The sequence below is a fragment of the Mesoterricola sp. JemC181 genome (assembly GCF_055384585.1).
Window position 1 is genome coordinate 2590450 of sequence record NZ_AP045076.1, and the last position, 10884, is coordinate 2601333.

Genomic DNA, 10884 nt, shown 5'->3' on the forward strand with positions numbered 1-10884 from the left:
CAACCATGTCCATCCTTCTCGGCAATTCCACGCGCTTGATCGTCCAGGGCATCACCGGCCGGGAAGGCCTCTTCCACGCCAAGGGCTGCCGGGACTACGGCACCCAGGTGGTGGGCGGCGTCACGCCCGGCAAGGGCGGCACCGAGGTGGACGGCTTCCCCGTCTTCAACACCGTGAAGGACGCCCGCAAGGCCACGGGCGCCAACGCCACCATGATCTTCGTGCCGCCCCCCGCGGCCGCCGACGCCATCCTCGAGGCCCTGGACGCGGGCATCGAGCTCATCGTCTGCATCACCGAGGGCATTCCCGTGCAGGACATGGTCAAGGTGAACCGGGTGCTGGCCGAGCACCCCGGCCAGCGCCTCGTGGGGCCCAACTGCCCCGGCGTCATCACCCCCGGCCAGGCCAAGATCGGCATCATGCCCGGGCGCATCCACCTGGCCGGCCACGTGGGCATCATCAGCCGCTCCGGCACCCTGGCCTACGAGGCCGTGGGCCAGCTCACGGCCCTGGGCATCGGGCAGAGCACCTGCGTGGGCATCGGCGGCGATCCCATCAACGGCACCAACTTCATCGACTGCCTCAAGCTCTTCCAGGCCGACCCCGACACCCACGCCATCGTGATGGTGGGCGAGATCGGCGGCAACGCCGAGGAGGAGGCCGCCGCCTACGTCAAGGCCAACGTCACCAAGCCCGTGGTGGCCTTCATCGCGGGCCAGACCGCCCCTCCGGGCCGGCGCATGGGCCATGCCGGCGCCATCATCAGCGGCGGCAAGGGCACCGCCAAGGAGAAGATGGCCGCCCTGGAGGCCGCGGGCATCACCGTGGTGGTGAGCCCCGCCGACATGGGCAAGGCCATGGCCCAGCGCCTGGCGGCCAAGGCCTGATGCGGGCGCTTGCGCTGGCCCTCGCGGGCACGGTCGCCTGGAGCCAGACCCCCAGCCGTTGCGACGACTTCACCCGGCTCCCCGGCCTGGCCTGGGAGGACGCCACGACCTTGGCCCGGGCCCCGGGTTCCTGGGTCGCCTCCGACTGGCAGGCCCTGGGCCTGGGCGCCGCGGCCGTGGTGGGCACCGCCCTCCTCCTGGACACGACCCTGGACGATGCCTCGCGGCGCAACCGCACCGACTCCCGGGACAGGCTCTTCAAGAACCTCTCCCAGCCCGGCGGCACCGGCGGCCTCGTCCTCATGGGCGCGGGCTACCTGGGCTTCACCCTTCTCGGCAAGGAGGAGGCCCGCTCGGTCGTCGTGGACATGGGCGTGGCCACCGTGCTGGCCCAGGTGGCGATCCTGCCGCTGAAGGTCGGCCTCGGCCGGACCCGTCCCGCGGAGGAGAAGGGCACGCACGATTTCCATCCCCTCTCCCACCAGAATGCCTTTCCTTCCGGTCACGCGACCCAGGCCTTCGCCATGGCCTCGGTGCTGTCCATGCGTTCGGCCGAGCCATGGGTGGGCTGGTGCGCCTACGGCGTCGCCGGCCTGGTGGGGGCCTCCCGCCTCGGCACCCGGGATCACTTCGCCTCGGATGTGGTAGCCGGCGCCCTGGTGGGCACCGTCATGGGCCGAGCCGTCGTGCGGGTGAACCAGGGGATCCGCTCCCGGGCCGGCCGCGCGGAGTTCAACGTCACACCGGCTTTTTCCCCCGGCTTCAAGGGCCTCACGCTCACCGCGCGGTTCTGACCCGGGCCTTCGGGTATACTTCTGTCCATGTCCACAATCGCATTGGTTCTTCATGACCCGGCCGCCAGCCGGGTGCGGGGGATCTGGTCGCTGCTGGAAGCGGAGTTCGGCCTGTCAGGGGTCCACAAGGTCCCCTTTCCCCATGTCACCCTCCTCGCCTTCGACCAGCTGACCCACCACGACGTCAAGGATCTCCTGGAGCGGATCTCCCAGTCCATGCCCCCCTTCATGCTGGAGACCAGCGGCATCGGCCTGTTCGGCGCTCCGGCCCGGATCCTCTACGCCCCTGTTGTGAAGACGCCCGTCCTGCTCGAGCTGCACCAGGCCGTCTGCGCCGAGCTCACGAAGCGGGGCGGCCAGATCCCGCCCCTGTACCACCCCGAGCGCTGGGTGCCCCACGTCACCCTGGCCCAGGGGGATGCCGCCAGGGGCACCTACGGCCAGGCCGTGGACCTGGTCCTGCAGCAGGACCTGCGGCTCTCCTTCGAGGTGCGCAACCTCACGCTGTTCGACTGGATCGGCCCCCGCTACGAGCCCTGCGACCGGTTCCCCCTGATGGGACGGCCGGCGGCGGCCGGCGAGCCTTGAAGCCAGGGCGCTGGGCGCCGCGCCTGACCGTGTCTCTTCTCGTTGCCGGCGTGGCTTTCGCCCTTCTGGGCTTGTGGGCCGCCTTCGCCGCCGCGCGGGGCCTTCCGGGCGAACACGACAACCCTTTCTGGATCCTCCTGCCGGTGGCCCCCATCTTCCTGATCCTGGGGTATCGCCTGCGGGACCGTGGCCAACGCTACACCCGGGCGACCCATGACCTCATCGACCGGGCCCGGGACGGGGACCCGGAGGCCTGCTTCCAGATGGCTGCCCAGTATCTGGGGGGCGAGGCCGATCTCCACCGGGATGATGCGTCCGGGCGGCATTGGCTGGAGCGGGCGGTCGATGCGGGACACCCGAAGGCGATGATCCGGCTGGCCGGGATGCTCAGGGAAGGGCAGGGCGGCGGGAAGGACCCGCTCCGGGCTCAGGCCCTGCTGGAGCGGGCCCGCCTCATGGAAAGGCCGAAAGCAGGTCCGATTCGAACAGGTCCAGCCGGCTGAGGGTTTCGCTGTAGACGTGCGAGACAATGGCGAGCCCCCGCTTTCCGAAGCGCAGCATGCGCATGGAGGCGTTGGACGCGCCGGGAAGGGACAGGAACCCGAGCTGGGTGCCGGTGGCCAGGTTGTTGAACGTCACCAGCGTGTTGCCCGTGGAGGTCTCCTGGCGGACCCCGACCAGGCGGTTGGTGGCGGCATCGGGCAGGAGCTGATTGGCGTGATAGGTGCGACCTGCCAGGCCGACTCCTAACCCGGTCAGGACCTCGTCTCGATCCAGTTCACGTTGTGGCGGGCCAGATCCTTCCGGATGAACTCCCAGCACCCCTCCACCTTGCCCACGTATTCCGGCGGCGCGATGCCCTTGCGGGTGAACAGCCCCGCGGCCACCAGGCGCACCGTGGCGGTGCAGGAGTAGCCGGTGGACCGCGCCATGGAGGTGATCTTCGTCTCCCGGTCGTAGCGGTCCAGCAGGTCCCACACGTGGTGCTCGGGCTTCCCGTCCTTCATGCCGTCGACGATGACGCGCATGACGGTGAAGTCCTCGTCGTTCTCCTCCATCTGCCACATGGGGAAGAGGAGCCGGGTGGTGAGGTCCATGGGGGCCACCTTCACGCCGCCCACGTCGATGGGCTCCAGGCCGAAGAACCCGGCTTCCCTCAGCATGCGCATCTTTTCGATGTGGCCGGGGTAGCGCAGGGTCTTCTCCTTCTTGAAGGGGGCGTCCACGGTGTGGATGAGGGAGCGCAGGCCGTCGGTGTTGAAGGCCTCCAGGGTGCCCACGCCGGGGAAGTCCATGAGCTCGGGCTCGCTGAGGGCGGGCATCACGATCTCCTTGCCGTGGGCCACGTAGCGGGCGGGGCGGGTGTACTCCTCCACCACGTCCACCGGGCTGAAGCCGGCCTTGTACTCGAAGGGCCAGGTGCGGATGGCGGGGAGGCCGCCCACGTAGCACTCGAAGTTGCTGATGGAGTCCAGGCGCCGCTGCAGGTCGCCCACGATGAAGTTGTCGCAGCCCGGGGCCACGCCGGCGTCCATGATCGCGATGAGCCCCTTCTCCTTGGCCAGGCCGTCCAGGAGGAAGGGGTCCTCGGGGAAGAAGGAGATGTCGACGATGGGCTTGCCGGCCTCCAGCACGGTCTTCATGGTCCGGAAGCCCATGAAGCCGGGCACGGCGCCCACCACCAGGTCCGCGCCCTGGATGGCCGCGGTCACTTCGGCGGGCCGGGAGAGGTCGCGGGCGGTGACCTTGAGGCCCTTGGACGAAAGCCGCGCCAGGGCCTTTTCCGAGAGATCGGCCACGGTGACGTCGAACTCCCCGTCCCGGGCGAGGTCAAGGGCCATGGTCGCGCCGACGCGGCCGGCGCCGAGCACGCAAATATTCTTCATATGAGGCCCTCCCGTAATATTTTTTTCGTAAATCCATACTACCTCAAGGGAATGAAGGCTTTTGCCAAATTTTAATGATGTGGTCACACCGGTTGGAGGGACCGGTCCACGGCGGTCTGTGTCTCTGCCCGCCCAAGCGAAGGGCGGACGCGGGACCCGTAGTATCCTTCAGGCATGAACGAGCTCGTCACAGCCCACCTGGACCATCGGCGCAGCTGGCAGGACTTCGACTACTGCTACCCGGTCATCTCCCGCCGCAGCAAGGGCGTGAGCCTCGGCGTGAACCTGAACCCCGACAAGGTGTGCAACTTCGATTGCGTCTACTGCGAAGTGGACCGCGCCACGCCGGCCCGGCGCAGGGATGTGGACCTGGACCAGCTGGAGCGCGAGATGGAGGTGCTGCTGGACCTCACGCAAACCGGCGAGCTCTTCGCCACGCCCCCCTTCCACACCGCCGACCAGCGCCACCGGCGCCTGAACGACATCGCCTTCTCCGGGGACGGCGAGCCCACGACCCTGCGCGAGTTCCCCCGGGCCGTGGAGCGCATCGCAGCCCTGAAGGCCCGCAAGGGCCTCCAGGACGTGAAGCTGGTCCTCATCACCGATTCCTCGCGGCTCCAGGCGCCCGAGATCGTCGAGGGGCTGGGCCTCCTGATGGCCAACAACGGCGAGATCTGGGCCAAGCTGGACGCCGGGACGGAAGCCTACTACCGGGAGGTGAACCGCTCCAAGGTGCCCTTCTCACGCATCCTGGACAACCTGGGGGCCACCGCGGAACGCTGGCCCATCGTGATCCAGACCCTCTTCCTGGAATGGCGGGGCAAGGGCCCCTCCGACGGCGAGGTGGAGGCCTACCTGCAGTGCCTGCGGACCGTGCGGGAACGGGGAACCCTCCAGGCCATCCAGCTCTACACCGTGGCGCGCCCCACGCCCGAGCCCGAGGCCAGGCCCCTGCCGGCCCGCGACCTGGACCTGCTGGCTGCCAAGGTGATGGACGGAGTGCCAGGCCTGCCGGTGGAGGTCTTCTACGGTCCCGCCTAGACTGCTCCTGGCCGGTCTCCTGGCCCTGACCCTGGGGAGCCGCGCCCCGGTGGCCCCGGGCACGCCCGACGGCCGCCTTGCCGAGGAACTGGCGCGCGTGGAGCTGGTGGCGGTGGGGGACATCCTCATGCACCAGGACGTCAAGACCTCCGCCGTCCAGGCGGGGAGCCTTACCGAGCTCTGGAAGGAGGTCACGCCCCTCTTCAAACAGGCGGACATCGCCTTCGCCAACCTGGAGACCCCCATCGCCCCGAGGACCGGCCGCCCCGGCCGCCCCTTCCAGTTCAACGCCCCCGAGGACCTGCCCGCCGCCCTCAAGGCTTCCGGCCTCACCATCGTCTCCACCGCCAACAACCACGCCTTCGACCAGGGGCCCAAAGGCTTGGCGGAAACCCTCGAGCGCCTGGAGGCCGCCGGCCTCCCCGCCGTGGGCAGCGGACCCACCCGGGCCCTGGCCGAGGCGCCGCGGATCCTGGAGGTGAAGGGCCTGAGGATCGCCTTCCTGGCCTTCACGGACATCTTCAACGTCAACCTCAACCAGAAGGCCGCAAGCCCCTGGGTGCGCTCCCTCGACCCCGCCGAAGCCGAAAGGGCCGTGGCCGCCGCCCGGGCCCAGTCCGACGCCGTGGTGGTGAGCATCCACTGGGGTGCCGAATACCTCCACGCGCCCCTGCCGCGCCAGAAGGACGTGGCCCGGCGCCTGGCCCGGGCCGGCGCCGACCTCATCCTGGGCCACCACCCCCACGTGCTCCAGGCCGTGGAGGTGCTGGAGACCGGCCCCCTCCGCACCGTCGTGGCCTATTCGCTGGGCAACTTCATCTCCAACCAGGACCGCATGTACCGGGCCGACCTCTTCCCCGTGGCCGGGGGCGACAGCCGGGACGGCGTCCTGTTCCGCTGCCGGTTCGTGAAGCTCAAGCTTGCGGACGGCTCCGAGCCGGTGCGGGTTGAGGACGCACGCTGCGAGCCCCTGTGGACCCGCAACAACTGGCAGGAGCGCAACGCGGGGAAGACCAAGGTCCGCTCCATCGAGGTGATTCCCCTCAGCACGACGCTGGCCCAGGCCGAAGGCGAGCTGGACCGCCTGCGGGCCGCTGAGCCGATGGACAAGGCGAAGGTGGTGGAGCAGCAGGAATACCTCCGCACCCTCTACCTGCGCCGGGCCCGGGCCGCGGAGATCCTCGGGGCGGCGGTCGTGGTGGGCGGGAGGCCGTGAGCGGGCGCCGTTAGTGCTTGACCGCTCCCGCCTGCTCCACGTAGGCCGGCCCCCCGTTGCGGCTGATGTAGAAGCGCGCAGCGTTCTCGGCCGCCACCAGGGTGAGCCCGCCCTTGCGGGCCAGGACCAGGGCCTGGTCCAGGGGCAGCTTCTCGTCCAGGACGAAGTAGGTCAGCAGCGAGGCCGAGGCCCGGTTGCCGTTGAAGCAGTGCAGGATCGCGCCCTTCTTCAGGTCGATGGCCTTGATCGCCCTGCGGACGGCGTCGAACTCCTCGTCCTCGAACTGGGGGGTGACTGGGGAGTGCGCGTAGGTCAGGCCCATGCCCTCCACGGCGACCCGCTCGGTGGCGGGCAGCGAAAGCGCCTCCTTCTCCGGGCGGAGATGGAGCACCGTCTGGATCCCCAGCTTCTTGAGCCCGGACAGGGTCTCGTAGGTCATGAGCCCACCCGTGTAAAGGCCGGGGCGGACCTCGTTGACCTTGAAGGAGGGTTGGGGCGCCTGCGCAGGCGCCGGCTTGGCCTGGGGTGCGGGGGCGGCCTGAAGGAGTGCGCTGAGGAGCAACACGGGCAACATGGGACCTCCTAGGTATATTTACGTTTAAGCATATACAAAAACGTTCACACAATAGAATTCTTATTTAACGATTTCATTCGACAGGCCTCCGGCGCAGTGGCGGCCGAACGCCAGAAGCCCGGCGGTACACGAACACCCCCGGTCGTCCGCCAAAGCGAACGGCCGGGGGTGTCGGTCCGCCGGGGCTAGAATCCGCCCGTGGCGCTTTCGGGACGGTAGGTGATGCTGGCCTTGATGTAGTCGCGGTTCATGCGGGCGATGTTGTCGAGGGTGATGCCCTTGGGGCAGGCGGCCTCGCACTCGCCGTGGTTGGTGCAGGTGCCGAAGCCCTCCGCGTCCATCTGGTTCACCATGGCCCGGGCGCGGGTGTAGCGTTCGGGCTGGCCCTGGGGGAGCAGGGCGAGGTGGCTGATCTTGGCGGCCACGAAAAGCATGGCGCTGGCGTTGGGGCAGGCCGCGACGCAGGCGCCGCACCCGATGCAGGCGGCGGCGTCCATGGCCAGGTCGGCGTTCTCCTTGGCCACGGGCAGGGCGTTGGCGTCGCAGCAGCTGCCGGTGGGGACGCTGATGAAGCCGCCCTTGGCGATGATGCGGTCGAAGGCGGAGCGGTCCACCATCAGGTCCTTGATCACCGGGAACGCGTCGGCGCGCACCGGCTCGATGGTGATGTCGTCGCCGTCCTGGAAGCTGCGCATGTGCAGCTGGCAGGTGGTGGTGCGTTCCTTGGGTCCGTGGGGGCGGCCGTTGATGACGAGGTTGCAGGCGCCGCAGATGCCCTCGCGGCAGTCATGGTCGACGACGATGGGCTCCTCGCCCTTGTGGATGAGGTCCTCGTTGACCACGTCGAGCATTTCCAGGAAGGACATCTCGGTGGAGACCTTCTTGGCCTCGAGATCCTGGAAGTGGCCCTTGTCCGCGGCGTTCTTCTGGCGCCATACGTGCAGCTTGACGTTGATGTGCTTTTCCATGGCCTGCCTTCCTTACTTGTAGCTGCGGGTAGCGAGGTGGACGTTTTCGAACTGGAGCTCTTCCACGTGGCGCTTGGGGGCGTTCCCGTCGCCGGTGTACTCCCAGCCCGCCACATGGCAGAAGTTCTCGTCGTCGCGCAGGGCCTCGCCGTCCGGAGTCTGCCATTCCTCGCGGAAGTGGCCGCCGCAGGACTCGCGGCGCTCCAGGGCGTCCAGGCACATGAGCTCGCCCAGTTCGATGAAGTCGGCGACGCGCCCGGCCAGTTCCAGCGACTGGTTCACGTCCGCCATGCTGCCGGGGACCTTCAGGTTCTTCCAGAACCGCTCCTTGAGGGCGGGGATCTCCTGGAGGGCCTTCTTGAGGCTGGCCTCGGTGCGGCCCATGCCGCAGTTCTCCCACATGATCTTCCCGAGCGCGCGGTGCAGCTCCGTGGGGGTCTCCTTGCCGTTGACGGACAGGAGCCTGTTGTTCTTGGCGCGCACGGATTCCTCGGCGGCCTTGGCCGCGGGGTGGTCCGTGGTGATGCGCGAGCCGGGCTTGATCGTGGCCAGGTAGCCGCCGATGGTGGCGGGGAGGACGAAGTAGCCGTCGGCGAGGCCCTGCATGAGGGCCGAGGCCCCCAGGCGGTTGGCGCCGTGGTCGGAGAAGTTGGCCTCGCCCATGCAGAAGAGGCCCGGGATCGTGGTCATGAGGTTGTAGTCCACCCACAGGCCGCCCATGGTGTAGTGGCTGGCGGGGTAGATGCGCATGGGCACCTTGTAGGGGTCCTCGCCCGTGATGCGCTCGTACATCTCGAAGAGGTTGCCGTACTTCTCGCGGATCTTGTTCTCGCCCAGGCGCTTGGTGGCGTCGCTGAAGTCCAGGTAGACGCCCAGGCCCGTGTCGCCCACGCCCCGGCCTTCGTCGCAGACCTGCTTGGCGGCGCGGCTGGAGATGTCGCGGGGGGCGAGGTTGCCGTACGAGGGGTACTTGCGCTCGAGGTAGTAGTCGCGCTCGTCCTCGGGGATGTCGCCCGGGGCGCGCTTGTCGCCCTGCTTCTTGGGCACCCAGATGCGGCCGTCGTTGCGAAGGCTCTCGGACATGAGGGTCAGCTTGGACTGGTGGTCGCCGGTGACGGGGATGCAGGTGGGGTGGATCTGCGTGTAGCAGGGGTTGGCGAAGGCCGCGCCCTTCTGGTAGGCGCGCCAGATGGCCGTGGTGTTGCAGCCCTTGGCGTAGGTGGCCAGGTAGAAGACGTTGCCGTAGCCGCCGGTGCCGAGAGCCACCGCGTCGGCCACATGGCTTTCGATCTTGCCCGTGACCATGTCGCGGGTGACGATGCCCTTGGCCACGCCGTCGACCACGATGACTTCCTGCATCTCGTGCCGGGTGTACATCTTCACGGTGCCCAGGCCGATCTGGCGCTCCAGGGACTGGTAGGCGCCCAGCAGCAGCTGCTGCCCCGTCTGCCCACGGGCGTAGAACGTGCGGCTCACCTGGGCGCCGCCGAAGCTGCGGTTGTCCAGGAGCCCGCCGTATTCGCGGGCGAAGGGCACGCCCTGGCCCACGCACTGGTCGATGATGTTCACCGACACCTGGGCGAGGCGGTAGACGTTGGCCTCGCGGGCGCGGAAGTCGCCGCCCTTGACGGTGTCGTAGAAGAGGCGGAAGGTGCTGTCGCCGTCGTTGTGGTAGTTCTTGGAGGCGTTGATGCCGCCCTGCGCGGCGATGGAGTGGGCGCGGCGCGGGCTGTCCTGGTAGCAGAAGCAGTGCACGTCGTAGCCCAGCTCGGCCAGGGACGCGGCGGCGGCCGCGCCGGCGAGGCCTGAGCCCACGATGATGATCTTGTACCTGCGCTTGTTGGTGGGGTTGACCAGCTTCAGGTCGAAGCGGTATTTGTCCCACTGGTCGGCGATGGGTCCGGTCGGGCAGTTCGATTTCAGTTCCATGGTCATGCCTTCTACAGGTGGATGATGCCGGTGAGGACGGCGATGGGGAACGAAATGTTGACGGCGGCCACCAGGGTGGCCATCACGTAGGCGAACCTGCGGCGCAGGCGGTCGTAGCGCGGATGGGACCAGCCGAGCGTCTGCGTCAGGCTCCACACGCCGTGCCACATGTGGAAGCCCAGGCAGAGCTGGGCCACGATGTAGAACGCGGAGGCCAGCGGAGCCTGGAAGCCGGTGACGAAGTTCTTGTAGGGATTGGCGGGGTCGAAGCTGGGATGCACCGTGCCGGTGGTGAGGTGCAGCAGGTGGTAGATGATGAAGATCCCGAGGATCACGCCGGTCCAGCGCATGGTGCGCGACGCGAAGGTGGCGGCCTGGACCTGCGTGGCGCGGTAGCCCACGGGGCGCGCGGCCATGTTGGAGAGGGTGAGGCTCAGCGCGGCCCAGCCGTGGAGGACCACGGCCACGAGCATCACGCCCCGGAAGACCCAGATGCCCATGCCGTGGATCATGGTGTGGAGGAACTCCGCATAGTGGTTCATGGGCGCCTCGCCCATGTAGGCCTGCAGGTTCCCCAGCATGTGCACCGTGACGAAGCCGAAGAGCATGATGCCGGTAACGGCCATCACCACCTTCTTCCCCACGGATGAGTCCAGGAAGCCTGGACTGGTCTTGGCGGCACCGGCCAGGCTGGGTTCAGCAACGGACATGGGTACTCCTTCCTTCCGCAATAACGGATGCGGCGCATCCGGCGATTGTTGGGGTGATTTCAGCGAGACTGGCAAACATGATCACGTGGAGGCGCTTAGTATGCTCCAGGATTTTCGATTCTCAAACCGATTACGGAGCCAATGCTCTTTATTGCGCCGATTGCCTTGTTTTTCAAGGATGATTCGATAGAAAATAATCGAATAAAGGGGCCTCTTCGCGACCCCGGTTCCCGCCGATCGGTTCCCGCCGGCGGAGGGCGTCCTGTCCGTCCCCAGGCACGCCACCGCGCC

General features: G+C 68.1%; 12 protein-coding genes. 6 read left to right on the top strand and 6 right to left on the bottom strand.

The features are described 5' to 3' along the window. The first annotated feature begins 5 nt into the window (after nucleotides 1-5). Genes sucD through ACZ5MC_RS11385 form a run of 4 tightly spaced genes read left to right on the top strand, consistent with a single transcriptional unit; the run spans nucleotide 6 to nucleotide 2772 of the window. Entirely contained in the window at nucleotides 6-887 is an 882-nt protein-coding gene (sucD, locus tag ACZ5MC_RS11370) for a succinate--CoA ligase subunit alpha (RefSeq protein WP_306600538.1), read from the top strand. Next, complete coding sequence (locus ACZ5MC_RS11375) at nucleotides 887-1681, top strand: phosphatase PAP2 family protein (RefSeq protein ID WP_306600539.1); 795 nt, start codon at nucleotides 887-889, stop codon at nucleotides 1679-1681. Before sucD ends, ACZ5MC_RS11375 begins: the two co-directional genes overlap by 1 nt. A gap of 27 nt (nucleotides 1682-1708) precedes the next feature. Next, nucleotides 1709-2269 carry a 2'-5' RNA ligase family protein gene (locus ACZ5MC_RS11380; protein ID WP_464515864.1) on the top strand — a complete coding sequence of 187 codons (561 nt, stop codon included), beginning with the start codon at nucleotides 1709-1711 and terminating at the stop codon, nucleotides 2267-2269. Between the two features lie 50 nt (nucleotides 2270-2319). Next, complete coding sequence (locus ACZ5MC_RS11385; RefSeq protein ID WP_464515865.1) at nucleotides 2320-2772, top strand: tetratricopeptide repeat protein; 453 nt, start codon at nucleotides 2320-2322, stop codon at nucleotides 2770-2772. Here the strand turns inward: ACZ5MC_RS11385 and ACZ5MC_RS11390 are convergent. Further along, complete coding sequence (locus ACZ5MC_RS11390) at nucleotides 2723-3091, bottom strand: hypothetical protein (RefSeq protein WP_464515866.1); 369 nt, start codon at nucleotides 3089-3091, stop codon at nucleotides 2723-2725. The two genes, ACZ5MC_RS11385 and ACZ5MC_RS11390, sit on opposite strands and share 50 nt — an antisense overlap. Further along, the gene (locus tag ACZ5MC_RS11395) at nucleotides 3025-4155 is read right to left on the bottom strand and encodes a saccharopine dehydrogenase family protein (protein WP_306600543.1); all 1131 of its coding nucleotides are present in this window, start codon (nucleotides 4153-4155) and stop codon (nucleotides 3025-3027) included. Before ACZ5MC_RS11395 ends, ACZ5MC_RS11390 begins: the two co-directional genes overlap by 67 nt. A 174-nt stretch (nucleotides 4156-4329) precedes the next feature. Between ACZ5MC_RS11395 and ACZ5MC_RS11400 the strand changes: the two genes are divergently transcribed. Further along, nucleotides 4330-5196, top strand: coding sequence for a radical SAM protein (locus ACZ5MC_RS11400; RefSeq protein WP_464515867.1), 867 nt, complete (start codon nucleotides 4330-4332; stop codon nucleotides 5194-5196). Nucleotides 5197-5245: 49 nt separating this feature from the next. Beyond that, nucleotides 5246-6412 (top strand): CapA family protein, encoded by a 1167-nt coding sequence (locus ACZ5MC_RS11405; protein WP_464515868.1) that lies wholly within the window; start codon nucleotides 5246-5248, stop codon nucleotides 6410-6412. A gap of 10 nt (nucleotides 6413-6422) precedes the next feature. Here the strand turns inward: ACZ5MC_RS11405 and ACZ5MC_RS11410 are convergent, their stop codons facing one another. The 4 genes from ACZ5MC_RS11410 to ACZ5MC_RS11425 form a co-directional block, all read right to left on the bottom strand. Further along, nucleotides 6423-6986, bottom strand: coding sequence for a protein-tyrosine phosphatase family protein (locus ACZ5MC_RS11410; RefSeq protein WP_306600546.1), 564 nt, complete (start codon nucleotides 6984-6986; stop codon nucleotides 6423-6425). A gap of 185 nt (nucleotides 6987-7171) precedes the next feature. Further along, nucleotides 7172-7954, bottom strand: a complete 783-nt coding sequence (locus ACZ5MC_RS11415) for a succinate dehydrogenase/fumarate reductase iron-sulfur subunit (RefSeq protein ID WP_306600547.1) — start codon at nucleotides 7952-7954, stop codon at nucleotides 7172-7174. Nucleotides 7955-7966: 12 nt separating this feature from the next. Then, a complete protein-coding gene (locus tag ACZ5MC_RS11420; RefSeq protein WP_306600548.1) occupies nucleotides 7967-9883 on the bottom strand; it encodes a fumarate reductase/succinate dehydrogenase flavoprotein subunit in 1917 nt (638 codons plus the stop codon). Between the two features lie 11 nt (nucleotides 9884-9894). Next, on the bottom strand, nucleotides 9895-10593 hold the full coding sequence (locus ACZ5MC_RS11425) for a succinate dehydrogenase cytochrome b subunit (RefSeq protein WP_306600549.1): 699 nt from the start codon (nucleotides 10591-10593) through the stop codon (nucleotides 9895-9897). Nucleotides 10594-10884 lie beyond the last annotated feature (291 nt).

What these genes read in the sequence shown, in the direction of transcription:
- ACZ5MC_RS11410 (WP_306600546.1), bottom strand. Translation starts at nt 6,986, where the DNA reads ATGTTGCCCGTGTTGCTCCTCAGCGCACTCCTTCAGGCCGCCCCCGCA.
- ACZ5MC_RS11420 (WP_306600548.1), bottom strand. Translation starts at nt 9,883, where the DNA reads ATGGAACTGAAATCGAACTGCCCGACCGGACCCATCGCCGACCAGTGG.
- ACZ5MC_RS11380 (WP_464515864.1), top strand. Translation starts at nt 1,709, where the DNA reads ATGTCCACAATCGCATTGGTTCTTCATGACCCGGCCGCCAGCCGGGTG.
- ACZ5MC_RS11400 (WP_464515867.1), top strand. Translation starts at nt 4,330, where the DNA reads ATGAACGAGCTCGTCACAGCCCACCTGGACCATCGGCGCAGCTGGCAG.
- ACZ5MC_RS11425 (WP_306600549.1), bottom strand. Translation starts at nt 10,593, where the DNA reads ATGTCCGTTGCTGAACCCAGCCTGGCCGGTGCCGCCAAGACCAGTCCA.
- ACZ5MC_RS11415 (WP_306600547.1), bottom strand. Translation starts at nt 7,954, where the DNA reads ATGGAAAAGCACATCAACGTCAAGCTGCACGTATGGCGCCAGAAGAAC.
- sucD (WP_306600538.1), top strand. Translation starts at nt 6, where the DNA reads ATGTCCATCCTTCTCGGCAATTCCACGCGCTTGATCGTCCAGGGCATC.
- ACZ5MC_RS11375 (WP_306600539.1), top strand. Translation starts at nt 887, where the DNA reads ATGCGGGCGCTTGCGCTGGCCCTCGCGGGCACGGTCGCCTGGAGCCAG.
- ACZ5MC_RS11395 (WP_306600543.1), bottom strand. Translation starts at nt 4,155, where the DNA reads ATGAAGAATATTTGCGTGCTCGGCGCCGGCCGCGTCGGCGCGACCATG.